The sequence below is a fragment of the Stenotrophomonas sp. STEN046 genome, assembly GCF_056759755.1.
In genome coordinates this window covers 34927-52449 of the sequence record NZ_JBRRDR010000033.1, presented here as the reverse complement: position 1 = coordinate 52449, position 17523 = coordinate 34927, and the positions used below count along the sequence as shown (strand labels likewise).

Here is a 17523-nt window from a genome sequence, read left to right as displayed (position 1 = left end):
CGCCTAACTCTTTGCCGCCACCGCTCCCCGGGGTGCCCCCCGGGCGCGCGGCCGGCACGCTGTACCCACACTCCACCACCGGGGGGCGGCCGCGCCCGCCCCCCCCGCCACTACCACAACGAAAAAGGCGGCCCTGCGGCCGCCTTTTCGTGGATCACTTGCCCTTGACGTGCTTCATCAAGCGCCGCTTGGCCTTGACCTGGCGTTCGGTCAGCACGTTCTTCTTGCCCTCGTACGGGTTGGCACCCTCGCGGAAGATGAACTGCACCGGCGTACCGACCAGCTTGAAGCGCTTGCGGAAGAAGTTCTCCAGGTAGCGCTTGTACGACTCCTGCAGCTCTTTCAGGCGGGTGCCGTGCACGATGAAGGTCGGCGGGTTGGCGCCGGCCGGGTGCACGTAACGCAGCTTGGAGACATGGCCGCGGATGGTCGGCGGCGGGTTGGTCTCGTAGGCCACTTCCAGCGCCTTGTTCACTTCGCTGGTGGTGAATTCCTTGTTGGCCGACTCGTGCGCACGGTGCACCGCACGGAACAGCTCACGCAGGCCCGAACCATGCTTGGCCGAGATACGCACCGATTCCGCCCACGGCACGAAGCCCAGGCGCAGCGACAGCATCGTTTCGGCCTGCTCGCGCTGGTAGTCGGTCAGGCCATCCCACTTGTTGATGGCAATCACCAACGCGCGGCCGGCATCGAGCACCGCGCCGAGCACGGTGGCGTCCTGGTCGGTCACGCCTTCGGTGGCGTCCAGCATCAGCACCGCCACCTGGCACTGCTCGATCGACTGCATGGTCTTGACCACCGAGAACTTCTCGACAACCTCGTCCACGCGCGAGCGACGGCGCAGGCCGGCGGTATCGATCAGGCGGTATTCGCGACCATCACGCTCCAGGTCCACGGCGATCGAGTCGCGGGTGGTGCCCGGCACGTCGGAGGCGATCATGCGCTCCTCGCCCAGGATGCGGTTGACCAGCGTCGACTTGCCCACGTTGGGGCGCCCGACGAAGGCGATGCGCACGCGGTTCGGATCGTTGTCCAGCTCTTCGCCGCTGCCCTCTTCCGGCAGACGCTGGATCACTTCTTCCAGCAGGTCATCCAGACCCTGGCGATGCGCGGCCGAGACGGTCAGCATTTCGCCAAAACCGTAACGGGCGAACTCCGAACGCACGGTGTCCTCGTCGGTGCCGTCGATCTTGTTGATCAGCAGCAGCGTCGGGCGCGACAGCTTGCGCAGCCACGCCAGGATCTCATCGTCCATCGCCGAGGTGCCCTCACGGGCATCGACGACAAACAGGATCAGGTCAGCTTCGCCAGCGGCAGCGCGGGCCTGGCGCGTGGTAGCGCCAGCCAGGCCTTCTTCTTCCTCTGCGATGCCGCCGGTATCGACGACGAGGAAATGGTTGTCCTCGTCAAGCCGGCAGACGCCATAGTTGCGGTCCCGGGTGACGCCGGGCTGGTCATGGACCAGGGCGTCACGTGTACGGGTGAGTGCATTGAATATGGTCGACTTGCCGACATTCGGCCGTCCAACCAGGGCGACCAAAGGCAGCATCGCGATTACTCCGTATTAATTTGCCAACCGGAATGCGGTCAGCTTGCCATCAACGTTCTGCACCAGCAGCACCCCATCGACGACGATCGGCTGGGCCAGAAGGGCGTCACCGCCACTTTTTGCCCGCGCCGCCATCGCGCCATCGGAGGCCTGCAGCCAATGCAGGTATCCCTTGTAGTCACCGACCACGACGTAGTCGCCGTGCAGGGCCGGACCGGTCAGCGAGCGACGGGCCAGTGCGGTCTGCGACCACATTGCCGCGCCGCTGGCCTTGTCCAGGCCGAACACGCCGCCCTTGTTGTCGGTAACGAAAACATTGCCCGAAGAAACCGCCACGCCACCGGCACCGCCGTGGTCACGCGCCCACAGCGGGCGACCGGTCGGGCCTTCGATGGCCATGGTCTGGTTCTTGAAGCTGCTTACAAACAGCGTATTGCCATCGAGCACCGGGGCGCCATCGACGTCGGCCATGCGGTCCAGCTCGGTACGGCCTTCGCCGGTACCCACGTTCTGGTCCCACAGGGTGCGGCCGTCCTGCATGGCCAGCGCAGCAACGCTGCCCTCGTCCTTGCCGATGAACAGCACGCCCGGGCCCGCCACCACCGGCGCGTTGCCACGCACGGTCAGCGCCGGCAGCTCGCTGGGGTTGAACCACTTCTGGGTACCGTTGCCGGCATCGAAGGCGGTGACACGACCGTCATTGCTGCGCACGAACACCATGCCCTGGGCAATGGCCGGCGCGGCGATGACTTCGTTGGGCACGCGGGCGCGCCACTTCTCGCTGCCATCGTTGATGTCCAGCGCGATCACCTGGCCATCCAGCGTACCGATGACCACCAGGTTCTCGCCGACACCCGGGCCGCCGGACAAGCGCAGCTTGGCCTTCTTCTTTTCCTTCTTCGGCTCCCAGGTCCAGACCTTCTTGCCGGTCTGCAGGTCGATGGCGTGCACGCCACCGGTGATCGCCGCAGCGAACACGTGGCCATTGGCCACTGCCGGGCCCTGGCGTACGCCGATGCGGCGCTCGCCCTTGCCCAGGTTGACCGACCAGGCCTTGCTGACCTTCAGGGTCGGCTCGAACTTGACCAGTTCCGCCGGCTCCTGTGCCTTCTTCGCTGCTGCGTCCTTACCGGCGAACCAGCCCTTCATGGTGCTGCAACCGGACAGCGCCATCCCGAGCAGGAGCACGGTGGCGACGCGCGTGATCATGACCTTCTGACTCATCAAACCGACTCCGCAGGGGCGGCGACGGTGCCGCCGGCGTCCATAACCTTGGTTTCCAGCAGTCGCCGCTGCGGCGCTGCCACGTCCAGCGTCTTCAGCGCCTTCTCATACTGTTCGCGGGCCGCGTCACGCTTGCCCTGCGCCATCAGCGCGTCGCCGTGGATTTCCAGGCTGCTGCTGTCGCTGGCGCTGCCAAGCAGCTTGATCGCTTCATCGCCCTTGCCGGTAGCCACCAGCAGGCGCGCCACACGCTGGTCGACCACGCGCTGCAGGTCACCTTCGACCTTCACCGCGCGCAGGGTGGCCAGCGCTTCTTCATTCTTGCCCGCATCAACCTGGGCCTTGGCCAGCTGCAGCGCGGCCAGGTCGCCATAGATGCTGGACGGGCCAGCCTCCAGCGCCTTGACCGCCTTGGCCGCGTCGTCGAGCTTGTTGTCCTGCAGGCCCACCAGGGCCTTCTGGTACTCGACATTGGCCGAAGCCAGCTTGCCGCCCTGGTCCTTCTGGTACCACTGCCAGCCGGCAATGGCACCGATGGCGATTACTACGCCACCAATGATGCTGGCGCCATTCTTCCGCAGCCAGCTGCGGACGCGTTCACTTTGTTCGTGCTCGTCGAGCAGGTCGTCGATCGCCATGCGTACTCTCGCCCCGCCCATCGGGAGGGACCATTGGGATTATCGAAGGTGGTGAAACCGCGCCTCAGTGTGAAACCGGGACAACGGAGCCTTCAGAGGATACCTGAAAGCGTGCCACGTTGGCTCGCTGATAGGGCGTCAGATCGACGATAGCGCCATTCTGCTGAACCTGGACCGCCGAGGCGTTGCCCAGGGTGACCCGGGCCACCTGGCCGGGGGTGAAGCTGCGGGTCTCGCCGGCTTTGATCAGGGCCTTTTCGACACTGCCGCCATCGGGACCTGCGATATCGACCCAGCTGTCACCACTGAACTGCATGTCCAGATTGGCCGCAGCGGCCGCCGGAGCAGCACGCGGCACCGGCGCCAGGGAGGCGACGTACGGTGTGGCGGCAGGCTTGGCCACCGGCGCGGCAACCACATCGGCCGGCGCTGCCGCAGCGGAGCCCGGCCCGGCCGGGGTGACCGGCACCGCCGCCGGAATCACGTCCAGCGAGGCAGTGCTCGGCGAGGGCGAGGTGCCGTCGAAGTGGCCACGGGTGGCAAACCAGACCGGCACGGCCAGCACCGCGGTGATGCCGACATACAGCGCGCGACGGCCGAGGTTCTCGGCGATCCGCCGTGCGCGGGGGGTATGGGTATGGCTGACCAGGGTCGGCGGAACCACCGGGCCCACCTGGGCCTGCTCCAGCAGTTCACTCACATCCACCTTGAGCAGGCGCGCATAGCTGCGCAGCTGGCCACGCACGAAAACCGGCGCCCCCAACTTCTGCCACTGCTCTGCTTCAAGCGACTTCACCACCTGGACCGGCATGCGCAGGCGCTGGCCGACGTCTTCAAGGGTCAGTCCGGCGGCCTCACGGGCCTGGCGCAGGCGGGTGCCGCAGCCGGCCACAGTGTCGAGATCGCTCACAGTCTGGTCATCAATCACAATGCATCAACCCTGGAGTTAGGAGCCCGCTTCCTGCGGAAATTCCTGTCGAATCCGCTGAAGATAGCGATCAGATGCTGCCCGATCGCCCAGTCGCGCCTCGATTTCAGAGGCAAGTTGTAACACGGAACGCGTGGCCGGTGCAGCCGCAATCCTACGTTCGGCGAAGGCCCGGGCCTCCATGAACTGCCCGCGGCGGAAGCTGAGCTGCGCCATCGACTCCAGCGCAACCGGGTTGTCAGGCACCTGGGACAGGGACGCACGCAGGTCGCGCTCGGCACGTTCGAGCTGCCCGGCATCCAGCGCACAGCCGCCGGCATTGGCCTGCGCGGCCGCCGGGGTGGCGTAATCGGGAGCCTGCAGCGCGCGGTCGAACCACACCAGCGACTCGGCCGCCTGGCCGTGCTGGCACAACCAGGCCGCGTAATTATTGAGCACATCGCCACGCTGGGGGGCCAGCTCGGCGGCCCTGCGGAAGCCGTCTCCGGCCTGCTGTTCGCGGCCCCGGCGGTCTTCAATGCCGGCCAGCAGCATCACCGCATCCACGCCATTGGACTGCAGCTTCAGCGCGCGTCGCACCTTGCGCTCGGCCTCGTCCAGGTTGCCCACCTGCATGTCGCGTGCAGCCAGGGCGAGCAGATCCTCGTAGTGGAACTTCTGGCGCACGCCCGGCGCGTCGCGCACGCTGTGGACCGGCGCCACGCCACCAGGGCCGATCGGAATTTCACTGGTGGTCGTGCAACCGCCGGACGCCACTGCCAGCGCGCCTGCGAACAGGGCCGGCAACAGGCGATCAAGCGGCCGCATCACTCCCCTTCCCTGCCTGCAGCGTCTTGTTGAACTCGGCCTGGCGACGGGTGCGATCCATCACCTGACCCTTGAGCTGGCCGCAGGCCGCATCGATGTCGTCACCGCGCGTGCGGCGCACCATCGTCAGTACATTGCTGTCGAGCAGGATCTTCTGGAAGGCGCGGATGTGCGCTTCTTCCGAACGCTCGTAGCGGGTACCCGGGAACGGATTGAACGGGATCAGGTTGACCTTGCCCGAGTCCTTGGCCTGCACCGCGTTGTCGAACTGGCGCATCAGGCGGGCCAGCTCGCGGGCATGCTCGGGCTTGTCGTTGATGCCCTTCATCAGGGTGTATTCGAAGGTGACCGATTCGCGGCGCTTGTTGGCGCGCAGGTAGCGTGCGCACGAGGCCATCAGCTCGGCGATCGGGTACTTCTTGTTGAGCGGCACCAAGGTCTCGCGCAGCGCATCGTTGGGCGCATGCAGCGACACCGCCAGCGACACGTCGCTTTCGGTGGACAGGCGGTCGATCTGCGGCACCAGGCCGGAGGTCGACAGTGTCACGCGCTTGTTGGCCAGGCCGTAGCCCAGGTCGTCGCGCATCACGCTCATGGCGCGCACGACGTTGTCGAAATTCATCAACGGCTCGCCCATGCCCATCATCACCACGTTGGTGAGGCGGCGCATCTGGTGCGGCACATTGCCCAGGTGACGCGCAGCGATCCACACCTGGCCGATGATCTCGGCGGTGGTCAGATTGCGGTTGAAACCCTGGGTGGCGGTAGAGCAGAACGTGCAGTTCAGGCCGCAACCGACCTGCGAGGACACGCACAGCGTGCCGCGGGTCTTGTCGGGGATGTACACGGTCTCGATGGCGTTCTTGCCATCCACGCCCATCGCCAGCAGCCACTTGTGGGTGCCGTCGGCGGAGGGCTTGTCGAACACGATGTTCGGGACGAGGACCTCGGCATGCTCCTGCAGCTTGGCGCGCAGGACCTTGCCGAGGTCGGTCATCTCATCGAACTCGGTGACGTAGCGATGGTGGATCCACTTCATCACCTGATGGGCACGGAACTTCTTCTCGCCAAGAACCTCGACGAAAAACTTCTCCAGGCCCGCGCGATCGAGGTCGAGCAGGTTCTGCTTGCCAGCCGTGGGTGCCGACTTCGGCAGCGGCTGGATGGCGGGTGTCTGTACGACCTCGTTCACGGCATTACTCTCAGCGCGAAACGACTTCGGTGGCGGCGAAGAAGTAGGCGATTTCAATCGCTGCATTCTCGACCGAGTCCGAGCCGTGTGCGGCGTTGGCATCGATGGATTCGGCGAAGTCGGCGCGGATGGTGCCTGCGGCGGCTTCCTTCGGGTTGGTGGCGCCCAGCAGGTCGCGGTGGGCCAGGACGGCGTTCTCGCCTTCCAGGGCCTGGATCATCACCGGGCCGGAGATCATGAACTCGACCAGCGCGTTGAAGAACGGACGCTCGCGGTGCACGGCGTAGAAGCCTTCGGCTTCACGGCGCGACAGCTGCTTGTACTTGGCGGCCACGACCTTCAGGCCAGCCTTCTCAAAGCGGGCGTAGATTTCGCCGATGACGTTCTTTGCAACGGCATCCGGCTTGACGATCGAAAGGGTGCGCTCCAGCGCCATGGGATGTCTCCAATGGAATCGGGCCGCTGATGGCCCGAAGGGTAACAAAAAAAAAGCCGCGTCGAAACGCGGGCTTAGCCTGATAAACGTGCGCGGATTGTAAAAGATCCCGCTCGGTAGTGCCAGCCCATGGCTGGCAGGCCGGATGTCGGGCGCCATGGCTCGGATTCCGCCCATTCAGGATCAAGCGCTGCCAGCCATGGGCTGGCACTACTGAATCCCTTCTAACCGGGCAGTGAAATTTTGCTGCACTGCAAAATGCCATACGCTACCGTCTGGTTCTAGTATCAAACAATCGTTTGATTAAGGTCCGTCCAGCCAATGGCCAAGCCCGCCCACTTCTCGACCAAGGACCGGATCCTCGGTGCCGCCGAGGAGCTGTTCGCCCAGCACGGCTTTGCCGGCACCTCGCTGCGCCAGGTCACCAGCCAGGCCGACGTCAACATCGCTGCGGTGAACTACCACTTCGGCTCCAAGGAAAACCTGGTCAACGAGGTGTTCCGCCGCCGCATGGACGAGATGACCGGTGCCCGCCTGACCCAGCTTGAACGCGCCCGCAGCGAGCACCCCGGCCAGCTGCGCCCGGTGCTGGCTGCCTTCGTCGAACCGGCGCTGGCCATGGCCCAGGACCGCCAGAGCGGCGGCGCATTCGTACGCGTGATCGCCCGCGCCTACGCCGAGAAGAACGACAACCTGCGCAAGTTCCTGTCCGACCATTACGGCCATGTGCTGCGCGCGTTCGGCAAGGCCATCGCCGAATGCGTGCCCGACCTGAGCAAGGAAGAGCTGTACTGGCGCCTGGATTTCCTGGCCGGTTCGCTTACCTACGCCATGGCCGACTTCGGGCTGATCAAGCGTCCCGCTGGTGTCACCGAAGCGGCGCATCGTGCCCATGCCGCCCATGAACTGATCCATTTCGCCGAGGCCGGGTTCCGCGCCGCCGCACGCAGCGGCAACGCCCTGCCCGCCTCCATTGATTCCACCCAGTAACTGCTGACCAACAAAGGCCCTACACCATGTCCAATTCCCTGCTAGTCCGCCGCGCCGCCGTGCTGGGTGCCGGCGTCATGGGTGCCCAGATCGCCGCCCACCTCACCAACGCTGGCGTCGACACCGTGCTGTTCGACCTGCCCGCCAAGGAAGGTCCGGCCGACGGCATCGTGCTGAAGGCGATCGCCAACCTGGGCAAGCTGAGCCCGGCGCCGCTGGCCAGCAAGTCGCTGGCTGAAGCCATCACTCCGGGCAACTATGAGAGCAGCCTGGAGCAGTTGAAGGACTGCGACCTGATCATCGAGGCCATCGCCGAGCGCATGGACTGGAAGCAGGACCTGTACAAGAAGATCGCTCCGTTCGTGGCCGACCACGCGGTGCTGGCCTCCAACACCTCCGGCCTGGGCATCAACAAGCTGGCCGACGTGCTGCCCGAGCAGCTGCGCCACCGCTTCTGCGGCGTGCACTTCTTCAACCCGCCGCGCTACATGCACCTGGCTGAGCTGATCCCCGCCACCACCACCGACGCCGCCGTGCTGGAAGGCCTGGAAGCGTTCCTGGTCACCACTCTGGGCAAGGGCGTGGTGTACGCCAAGGACACCCCGAACTTCATCGGCAACCGCATCGGCGTGTTCTCGATCCTGTCCACCATCCACCACACCCAGCAGTTCGGCCTGGGCTTTGACGAAGTGGACGGCCTGACCGGCCCGCTGGTCGGTCGCCCGAAGTCGGCCACCTACCGCACCTCCGACGTGGTCGGCCTGGACACCATGGCCCACGTCATCAAGACCATGGGCGACACGCTGCCCAATGATCCGTGGCATGAATTCTTCAAGTCGCCGAAGTGGCTGGACGCGCTGATTTCCAAGGGCGCGCTGGGCCAGAAGACCGGCGCCGGCATCTTCCGCAAGGTCGGCAAGGACATCGTCGTCCTCGATCTGGAAAAGCAGGACTACCGCGCCGCCGACCGCACCGCGGCACCGGAAGTGGTGGAGATCCTGAAGATCAAGAACCCGGCCGAGAAGTTCGCCAAGCTGCGCGAGAGCCAGCACCCGCAGGCGCAGTTCCTGTGGGCGACCTTCCGCGACCTGTTCCACTACAGCGCCTACCACCTGGCCGACATCGCCGAGACCGCGCGCGACGTCGACCTGGCAATCCGCTGGGGCTACGGCTGGTCGCTGGGCCCGTTCGAAACCTGGCAGGCCGCCGGCTGGAAGCAGGTCGCGCAGTGGATTGCCGATGACATCGTGGCCGGCAAGAGCATGAGCAACGCACCCCTGCCGGACTGGGTGTTCGATGGCCGCGACGGCGTGCACGCCGCCGAAGGCAGCTACAGCCCGTCGCGCAACGCCAAGCTGCCGCGTTCGTCGCTGCCGGTGTACCAGCGCCAGCGCTTCCCCGATCCGCTGCTGGGCGAGAAGTTCGCACCGGGCGAGACCGTGTTCGAGAACGATGGCGTGCGCATGTGGCACGACGGCGACGGCATTGCCGTGGTCAGCTTCAAGACCAAGATGAACACCGTCTCCGACCACGTGCTCGACGGCCTGCAGGAATGCGTGTCGCTTGCTGAAAAGAACTTCCAGGGCCTGGTGATCTGGCAGCAGAAGGAACCCTTCTCCGCTGGCGCCGACCTGGCCGGCGCGCTGGGCCTGCTGCAGGCCGGCAAGGTCGACCAGTTCGAAGAAATGGTGCACAACTTCCAGCGCACCAGCCAGCGCATCAAGTACTCGCTGGTGCCGGTGGTGGCTGCCGTGCGCGGCCTGGCCCTGGGTGGCGGCTGCGAGTTCCAGATGCACAGCGCCAAGACCGTGGCCTTCCTGGAAAGCTACATCGGCCTGGTCGAGGCCGGCGTCGGCCTGCTGCCGGCCGGTGGCGGCCTGAAGGAACTGGCCGTGCGCGCCTCGCAGGCGGCCGGCCCGGGCGGTGACGTGTTCGCCGAGCTGAAGAAGACCTTCGAGACCGTGGCAATGGCCAAGGTCTCCAACTCGGCGGTCAACGCCCAGGAACTGGGTCTGCTGCGCAGCACCGACAAGGTCGTGTTCAACAGCTACGAGGCGCTGTACATCGCCAAGGCTGAAGCACGTGCGCTGGCCGAGGCCGGCTACCGTCCGCCGCTGCCGGCACGCCGCATCCAGGTGGCCGGCGATGTTGGCATCGCCACCTTCAAGATGATGCTGGTCAACATGCTGGAAGGTCGCTTCATCAGCCCGTACGACTATGAGATCGCCGAGCGCATCGCCACCGTGCTGTGCGGCGGCAAGGTCGACCGCGGCACCCTGGTCGACGAAGAGTGGCTGCTGACCCTGGAGCGCAAGCACTTTGTCGAACTGGCCCAGCAGGAAAAGACCCAGGCCCGCATCGCGCACATGCTCAAGACCGGCAAGCCGCTGCGGAACTGATTGATGGCGAGTGCCGGCTGTGGCCGGCACTCCTCTGCCTCTGGTAGGTGCCGACCGTTGGTCGGCACACCGGCAAACCTATTCAAGAGATCACTGCAATGACCAAGCAAATCCAGGACGCCTACATCGTCGCCGCCACCCGCACCCCGGTTGGCAAGGCGCCCAAGGGCATGTTCCGCAACACCCGCCCCGATGACATGCTGGCCCACGTGCTGCGCAGCGTCGTGGCGCAGGCGCCGGGCGTAGACGTCAACCGCATCGATGACGCGATCATCGGCTGCGCCATGCCGGAAGCCGAGCAGGGCATGAACGTGGCACGCATCGGCGTGCTGCTGGCCGGCCTGCCCAACACCATCGCCGCGCAGACCGTGAACCGCTTCTGCTCATCCGGCCTGCAGGCCGTGGCCCAGGCCGCCGATGCGATCCGCCTTGGCAATGCCGACCTGATGCTGGCCGGCGGTACCGAGTCGATGTCGATGGTGCCGATGATGGGCAACAAGATCGCGATGGCGCCGAGCGTATTCGACAACGACCACGTGGCCATCGCCTACGGCATGGGCATCACCGCCGAAAAGGTGGCTGAAGAGTGGAAGGTCTCGCGCGAAGACCAGGACGCCTTCGCTCTCGCCTCGCACCAGAAGGCGATGGCCGCGATCCAGAACGGCGACTTCAAGGACGAGATCAGCCCGTACGAGATCGTCTCGCACCAGCCGGACCTGGCTGACGGCAAGCGCATCATCACCCGCAACAAGGTGGCCGACACCGACGAAGGCCCGCGCCCGGATTCCTCGGCTGAAGGCCTGGCCAAGCTGCGCCCGGTGTTCCGCAACGGTCAGTTCGGCGGCACCGTCACCGCCGGCAACTCCTCGCAGATGAGCGATGGCGCTGGCGCGGTGCTGCTGGCCTCGGAGCAGGCGATCAAGGACTACGGCCTGACCCCGCTGGCGCGTTTCGTCAGCTTCTCGGTGGCTGGCGTGCGTCCGGAAGTGATGGGTATTGGCCCGATCGCCGCGATTCCGAAGGCGCTCAAGCAGGCTGGGCTGACCCAGGACCAGCTGGACTGGATCGAGCTCAACGAAGCCTTCGCCGCGCAGTCGCTGGCGGTGATCCGCGATTGCGGCCTGGACCCGAGCAAGGTCAACCCGCTGGGCGGCGCGATCGCGCTGGGTCACCCGCTGGGTGCGACCGGCGCGATCCGTACCGCGACGCTGCTGCACGGCCTGCGTCGTCGCCAGCAGAAGTACGGCATGGTGACGATGTGCATCGGCACCGGCATGGGCGCAGCGGGCATTTTCGAGGCGCTGTAAGGTTCAAAGCGTTGCCGGCGGACCTGTCGGTTTGCTGAAGGGCCCGGGTGGGTGAGACTGCCCGGGACACGCCGTAAACCCATCCTTCCCCGCAGCGGAGGGATGAGCAGAGGCAAGTGCAGTAGATCCACGCCATGCGTGGATGCCCTGGAAACGAAAAAGGCAGCCATCGGCTGCCTTTTTTGTTTCTGCCCTGCCCTTGATTCCGCCCTTCCCATCCGCGCCACACGGAAACTGTCGAGAGGGGGCGGGTAGCCCTCTCCAAAACCGTTGGCGCCATGGATGGCGCCATCGAGCACCATGGAAGGGCTTTGGCGTGTTTTGGAGAGGGCTGCCCCCCCCCTCCCCCACGTATCAATCAAAGCGCGAGCGGAGCGCTCGATAAACCTTACTCCGCCAACATCGCCGCCAGCTTCTCGCGCGCCGGCCCGGCCAGCTTCGGATTATCCAGCGCAAAGCGGATCGTCGCCTCGACCAGCCCCAGGTGGGTGCCGCAATCGAAACGCGTGCCCTCGAAACGGAAGGCATCGACTTGGTCGGTCTTCAACAGCTCGGCAATCGCATCGGTCAGCTGGATCTCGCCGCCGGCACCACTGCCGGTCGCCTCCAGCAGCTCGAAGATCTTCGGGCTCAGCACATAGCGGCCGACCACGGCCAGGTCGCTCGGCGCATCCTCCGGCTTCGGCTTTTCCACGATCTGCGAGATCCGGCCCTTGCGGCCATCGAAGGCCTCGGTCGCCACGATGCCGTAGCTGGCGGTCTTGTCGTGCGGTACATCCTCGACGGCGATGACGCTGGCGCCACTGGCCTCGTTGAGGTCAGCCATCTGCTTCAGCGCACCGGCGCCGCGGTTCCAGATCAGGTCATCGGGCAGCAGCACGGCGAACGGCTCATCGCCGATGACGGCCTTCGCGCACAGCACCGCGTGGCCCAGCCCCAAGGCTTCGGCCTGGGTCACGAAGATCGCGCGCACACCTTCCGGCAGCACATGGCGGATCAGCTCCAGCTGCTCCTGCTTGCCTGCACGCTCGAGCTTCTGCTCCAGCTCGTAGGCCTTGTCGAAATAGTCGGCGACGGCGTGCTTGTAGCGATTGGTGATGAACACCAGGGTGTCACAGCCCGCTTCGATCGCCTCATCCACAGCGTACTGGATCAGGGGCCGATCGATGATCGGCAGCATTTCCTTCGGGACCGTCTTGGTCGCCGGCAGGAAACGCGTACCCAATCCCGCGACCGGGAATACTGCTTTGCGAATGCGCTTGCTCATCAGTGCCTGTTGGCCTCACGTGCCGGGAAAGGCACAACTTTAGCGGACGAAATGTAAGCGTCCTGTTCGATTGGCGAGAATTCCGGCATCGTCGCAAACAGGATTTCCTGGATGGTGGCGGTGTCGTAGCTGGCGATCGCTTCGCGCAGTCGCGGCACGTTGCCCAGCACGACATCGCGCGAGAACGCGCGCACGCCGGCTTCCAGGATCTTGGGGTGCGCGGTCGGCCGGTAGTCCTCGTCGGAATAGAACAGGGTCTCGTGCAGCTTCTCGCCCGGGCGCAGCCCGGTGTAGATGATCGGGATTTCCTTGTACGGCTGCTTGCCGGCCAGACGGATCATCTGTTCGGCCAGCACCCGGATCGGCACCGGCTCGCCCATGTCCAGCGTGTAGATCGCCCCGTGCGAGGCCGACGCGGCCGCCTGCAGGATCAGCTGGCAGGCCTCGGGAATGGTCATGAAGTAACGACTGACCTCCGGATCGGTGACAGTAACCGGGCCGCCCTTGAGGATCTGATCGCGGAACAGCGGCACCACGCTGCCGGCCGACGCCAGCACGTTGCCGAAGCGCACGGTCACGAAACGGGTGTGCGTGGATTTCTGGTCCAGGCTCTGGCAGATCATCTCGGCATAGCGCTTGCTGGCACCGAGCGCATTGACCGGATCGACCGCCTTGTCGGTCGAAATGAACACGAAGTGCTCGACGCGGGCTTCCAGGCAGGCCCGGGCCACGTTCTCGGTGCACAGGATGTTGTTGCGCACGGCCTCACGCAGCTGGCGCTCCAGCACCGGCACATGCTTGTAGGCGGCGGCATGGAAGGCGGTGTCGACCGGATGCAGCGACAGCGCATGGCGGATCACCGCCGGGTCGCCGCAGTCACCCAGCACCGCTTCGATCTCGACATCGGGGAAGCTGCGACGCAGCTCGCCTTCGATGGTCAGCAGCAACAGCTCGCTGATCTCAAGCAGCACGATGCGCCCGGCACCATGGCGTGCGCACTGGCGGCACAGCTCCGAGCCGATCGAACCACCGGCACCGGTCACCATCACCGTGCGCCCGCCCAACCAGCCACGGATCAGGTTCCAGTCGGGCATGATCGGCTTGCGGCCCAGCAGGTCTTCGATCGCCACTTCCTTCAACTGCCCCGGCAGCGACTGTCCCTGCAGGATGTCGCTGAGCTTGGGCACGGTGCGGAACGGGATGCCGGTGCTCTCGCAGATGGCCACCACCCGCTGCATGCCCACGGCGTCCAGCGACGGCATGGCGATCACCAGCAGCTTGGCCGCCGTCTCGCGTGCCACTGCCGGCGCATCGTCCAGCGTGCCCAGCACCGGCAGGCTCTGCAGCTTGGCGCCACGCAGGTGCGGTGCATCGTCAAGAAGGCCGACCGGTTCGAAGTTGCCGGACCGGCGCAGATCGCGGACCAGGGTTTCGGCCGCCTGCCCTGCACCCAGGATCAGCACCCGTCGTGCGGTCGAATCGGACTGCAGCGACTGGTAGTCCTTCCACGCCCGGTACAACAGGCGCGGCGCGCCCAGCAGCGCCGACAGTGCGAACGGATAGATCACCAGCACCGACATCGGCACGCCGTTGAAGCGCTTCCAGGCCAGCACCAGCACGATGGCGATCAGGCCGATGAAGCTGGCCTTGAAGATGTTGAGCAGGTCGCTGACGCTGGCAAAGCGCCACAGGCCGCGATAGAGGCCGATACGCCAGAACACCAGCCCCTGCAGCAGCAGGACCAGCGTGGTGTCGACATTCCAGAGCGGCAGCGCAGGTGCGTCAGCGAGGATCGAGTAACGACCGGCATGCAGCAGCTGCCAGCACGCCCAGACCATGAACAGGTCGTGGCAGACGATGGCCGTCCGCGGCATCAGACCGAGAATTCTGTCCCGCCAGGGTGAAGACATAGATCGAGTAATTCCTTATCGGTGGCGCAATCCATTGCGCAGGAGGAGCCAGAGCAGAGTCAGCGCGACCAACCACGCCACCGCTACGACAGCCTCCCACCTCGGCTGCAATTTGGAGCAGATATTGAACACTGTAATACTGAACAGGCCCAAAACAAAGTACATCCCTGTCACCGTTGCATGGCTGGCTCCTGCCTGCACTGCGCGCTGGTAGACATGCTGGGTGTGGGGCTCCATCCAGCGTTGCCCGGAGAGCATGCGCGCCAGCAGCGTGAAGCCCGCGTCCACAAGGAAGGCAGACGGCGGCAGCAGCAGCAGGATCCAGCTGATATCGGTCTTCAGCGCGGCAACAGCCAGCACCACGGCCACCGCATAGCCCAGCGCACCGCTGCCGACATCGCCCATGAAGATCCGCGCGTTGGGGAAATTGAACGGCAGAAAACCCAGGCACGCCACGCCCAGCGCAACGGCTACCAGCGAATAGGGCCAGGGCAACACACTGGCAAAGCCCAGCGCGACGATGACCGCCTGGCTGGCGGCAATACCGTTGATCCCATCCATGAAATTCCAGATGTTGATCAGCGATGCAGTGAAGAACAGCACCAGCAGGCTCAGCAGCCAGCTGCCGCCGTGCAACTTGACCAGCCCCGCCAGCAGCGCGGCGGCGAGCACATGCACCAGCAGCCGGCGCAGGGCGGGCAGCGGCCGGTGGTCGTCCCACCAGCCGATGCCGGCAACCAGCATCAAGCCGATGCTGACCACAGCCAGGCTGGGCGCGGCGACGGGCCAGACGATGGCCGCCGCCGCTGCGGCGACCAGCAGACTGGCCACGATGGCGATACCACCGCCGCGCGGCGTTGCCACGCTATGGCTGCGACGCTCACCCGGCTGATCCAGCAGCTGCCGGCGCAGCGCATAGCCACGCGCGGCCCAGGTCAATGCCGCGCTGAGCGCGGCCAGGCCCAGCAGCGCGGCCATCACAAGCCACGGCATGGTTCAGAGCACCGCGTAGTTCAGCAGCGGCTTCACCGTGCCCCACTCCTTGCAGCTCGGGCACTGCCAGTGATGGGTACGCGCGCCAAAGCCACAACGGGTGCAGCGATAGGCCGGATTGCGCACCAGCAGCTGGTCGGTGATGTGCTTGAGATCGTGCAGGGTGGCGGTGGAATCTGCGCCTTCGGCCAGGGTCAGGTCGATCAGGGCCGACTCGCCACGCACCGACGGGCGGTCCTTCAACTGGCGGCCGAGGTAGGCACGCGCCGGCGCCACACCTTCCTGCTCTTCCATCAGGCGGGTCAGCGCCAGCACCGGGGCGATGCCGCGATAGTGCTCGGTCATCTCCGACAGGAACGCGCGCGCGCCGCCGAGGTCGCCGACCTTGCGATAGTTTTCCATCAGCGCCGGCAGCACTTCCGGCAGATATTCCGGATCATTGCGGGCAGCGCGCTCGAAGGCGCGCACGGCCGCTTCGGCGTTGCCGGCGTCGGTTTCCAGGCGGCCTTCGATGATGCCTGCGCGGACGGACATGGCATCGGCCTGGTAGGCCCGGGCAATGGCCGCCCTCGCCTCTTCCAGCTTGCCGGCACCACGGAAGCGCTCGGCCAGCTCACATTCGAACTGACCGATCAGCTTGCCCATCGGCTCGCCGGTGACGTCCTCGAAACGGGTGGCGTTGTCGATCGCCTTTTCCCAGTCGCGCTCGGCCTGGTAGATGCCGATCAGGTGCTTCAGTGCCTGCGGCGCACGTTGATCCAGCTGCGCAAGTTCGGTGAACACGGTTTCGGCGCGGTCCAGCAGGCCGGACTTCATGTAGTCCTCGCCCAGTGCCAGCAGGGCCTGCACGCGCTGTGCGTCGCTCAGGTCGGTGCGGTTGACCAGACCCTGGTGCAGGCGGATCGCACGATCCACTTCACCGCGACGACGGAACAGGTGGCCCAGCGCGACCTGGGTCTCGAAGGTTTCCTTGTCCAGCTCGGCAATGTGCAGGAACAGCTCGATCGCCTTGTCCGGCTGCTCGTTGAGCAGATAGTTCAGGCCGCGGAAATAGGTGCTCGACAGGTGGCTGACCTGGTTGTCACCGTGGCGCTGACCGCCGCGACGACCGATAACCCAGCCGGCCAGGGCCGCCAACGGCAGACACAGGAAGAACCAGAACCACTCGGAGACAAATTCCATCTTCGATCAACGTCCATCAAACGATTGGGAGGGGGCAACCGGCGCCACAGGCGCAGCCGCCGTCTTGTTGGCGCGACGCAACTGGCCGTAGAGCGGAATGACCACGCTCACCAGCACCAGGCCGGCACCGACGATCACACCGATCAGCAGGGCGGCAATCAGCGCCACACCGACGGAGGTGTTCAATTGGGTGAACAGCAGGTTGATCGACATGGCCGTCATGTTGACCGCACCGATGATCAAACCAAGGATCAGAACCGCCAGCAGGACCAGCAGACGAAAAACCTTCATGCGACAGCTCCATTGGCAGGAGGCCGTAGCTTATCCGACTCGTGGTGGAATCCGCACGCAGTCGCGCGACGGCGGGGCTCAGGCCGGATCGGCGTCCAGCGGCAGCACACTGCTGACCCGCTCGCGCAATTCCTTGCCTGGCTTGAAATGAGGGACATGCTTGCCCGGCAGGGCAACTGATTCGCCGGTTTTCGGGTTGCGACCCAGGCGCGGCGGACGGTAATGCAACGAGAAGCTGCCAAAGCCACGGATCTCGATCCGATCTCCGGCTGACAGCGAGCCCCCCATCATTTCCAGCAATGACTTGACCGCCAGATCGACATCATCGGCCTTCAGGTGCGCCTGCCGGCGCGCAAGGATTTCGATCAGTTCGGATTTGGTCATTACCGGCTCACATCAGGGGCATC

16 protein-coding genes are annotated in these 17523 nt (G+C 65.5%); 3 read left to right on the top strand and 13 right to left on the bottom strand.

Annotation, left to right across the window (positions count from 1 at the left end):
- Window positions 1-154: 154 nt before the first annotated feature.
- The 7 genes from der to ndk form a co-directional block, all read right to left on the bottom strand.
- Window positions 155-1552 (bottom strand): ribosome biogenesis GTPase Der, encoded by a 1398-nt coding sequence (der, locus tag ACVOLJ_RS15085; RefSeq protein WP_475279640.1) that lies wholly within the window; start codon window positions 1550-1552, stop codon window positions 155-157.
- A gap of 15 nt (window positions 1553-1567) precedes the next feature.
- Window positions 1568-2776: an outer membrane protein assembly factor BamB gene (bamB, locus tag ACVOLJ_RS15080; RefSeq protein WP_475279639.1), complete on the bottom strand. Its 1209-nt coding sequence runs from the start codon at window positions 2774-2776 to the stop codon at window positions 1568-1570.
- Window positions 2776-3414 (bottom strand): YfgM family protein, encoded by a 639-nt coding sequence (locus ACVOLJ_RS15075; protein ID WP_475279638.1) that lies wholly within the window; start codon window positions 3412-3414, stop codon window positions 2776-2778. Before ACVOLJ_RS15075 ends, bamB begins: the two co-directional genes overlap by 1 nt.
- A 64-nt stretch (window positions 3415-3478) precedes the next feature.
- Window positions 3479-4342, bottom strand: coding sequence for a helix-turn-helix domain-containing protein (locus ACVOLJ_RS15070; protein ID WP_475279637.1), 864 nt, complete (start codon window positions 4340-4342; stop codon window positions 3479-3481).
- An 18-nt stretch (window positions 4343-4360) separates the two neighbouring features.
- Window positions 4361-5152 carry a tetratricopeptide repeat protein gene (locus tag ACVOLJ_RS15065; protein WP_481564467.1) on the bottom strand — a complete coding sequence of 264 codons (792 nt, stop codon included), beginning with the start codon at window positions 5150-5152 and terminating at the stop codon, window positions 4361-4363.
- Entirely contained in the window at window positions 5136-6341 is a 1206-nt protein-coding gene (rlmN, locus tag ACVOLJ_RS15060; protein WP_012510797.1) for a dual-specificity RNA methyltransferase RlmN, read from the bottom strand. Before rlmN ends, ACVOLJ_RS15065 begins: the two co-directional genes overlap by 17 nt.
- Window positions 6342-6351: 10 nt before the next feature.
- On the bottom strand, window positions 6352-6777 hold the full coding sequence (ndk, locus tag ACVOLJ_RS15055; protein WP_089240536.1) for a nucleoside-diphosphate kinase: 426 nt from the start codon (window positions 6775-6777) through the stop codon (window positions 6352-6354).
- A 321-nt stretch (window positions 6778-7098) separates the two neighbouring features.
- Here ndk and ACVOLJ_RS15050 point away from each other — a divergent pair, with 321 nt between their 5' ends.
- The 3 genes from ACVOLJ_RS15050 to ACVOLJ_RS15040 all read left to right on the top strand — a co-directional run bounded on the left by ACVOLJ_RS15050 (window position 7099) and on the right by ACVOLJ_RS15040 (window position 11473).
- Window positions 7099-7767 (top strand): TetR/AcrR family transcriptional regulator, encoded by a 669-nt coding sequence (locus ACVOLJ_RS15050; RefSeq protein ID WP_135273271.1) that lies wholly within the window; start codon window positions 7099-7101, stop codon window positions 7765-7767.
- Window positions 7768-7793: 26 nt separating this feature from the next.
- On the top strand, window positions 7794-10166 hold the full coding sequence (locus ACVOLJ_RS15045; protein ID WP_475279635.1) for a 3-hydroxyacyl-CoA dehydrogenase/enoyl-CoA hydratase family protein: 2373 nt from the start codon (window positions 7794-7796) through the stop codon (window positions 10164-10166).
- Window positions 10167-10264: 98 nt separating this feature from the next.
- Entirely contained in the window at window positions 10265-11473 is a 1209-nt protein-coding gene (locus tag ACVOLJ_RS15040) for an acetyl-CoA C-acyltransferase (protein ID WP_089240530.1), read from the top strand.
- 388 nt (window positions 11474-11861) lie between these two features.
- Here ACVOLJ_RS15040 and galU read toward each other — a convergent pair whose 3' ends face one another.
- The 6 genes from galU to ACVOLJ_RS15010 form a co-directional block, all read right to left on the bottom strand.
- Window positions 11862-12740 (bottom strand): UTP--glucose-1-phosphate uridylyltransferase GalU, encoded by an 879-nt coding sequence (gene galU, locus ACVOLJ_RS15035; protein WP_475279634.1) that lies wholly within the window; start codon window positions 12738-12740, stop codon window positions 11862-11864.
- A complete protein-coding gene (locus ACVOLJ_RS15030; RefSeq protein ID WP_481564466.1) occupies window positions 12740-14650 on the bottom strand; it encodes a polysaccharide biosynthesis protein in 1911 nt (636 codons plus the stop codon). Before ACVOLJ_RS15030 ends, galU begins: the two co-directional genes overlap by 1 nt.
- A gap of 15 nt (window positions 14651-14665) precedes the next feature.
- A complete protein-coding gene (locus tag ACVOLJ_RS15025; RefSeq protein WP_481564465.1) occupies window positions 14666-15643 on the bottom strand; it encodes an MraY family glycosyltransferase in 978 nt (325 codons plus the stop codon).
- Window positions 15644-15646: 3 nt separating this feature from the next.
- Complete coding sequence (lapB, locus tag ACVOLJ_RS15020; RefSeq protein WP_475279631.1) at window positions 15647-16825, bottom strand: lipopolysaccharide assembly protein LapB; 1179 nt, start codon at window positions 16823-16825, stop codon at window positions 15647-15649.
- A gap of 6 nt (window positions 16826-16831) precedes the next feature.
- A complete protein-coding gene (locus tag ACVOLJ_RS15015; protein ID WP_475279630.1) occupies window positions 16832-17116 on the bottom strand; it encodes a LapA family protein in 285 nt (94 codons plus the stop codon).
- Window positions 17117-17194: 78 nt separating this feature from the next.
- Window positions 17195-17500: an integration host factor subunit beta gene (locus ACVOLJ_RS15010; protein WP_005409286.1), complete on the bottom strand. Its 306-nt coding sequence runs from the start codon at window positions 17498-17500 to the stop codon at window positions 17195-17197.
- Window positions 17501-17523 lie beyond the last annotated feature (23 nt).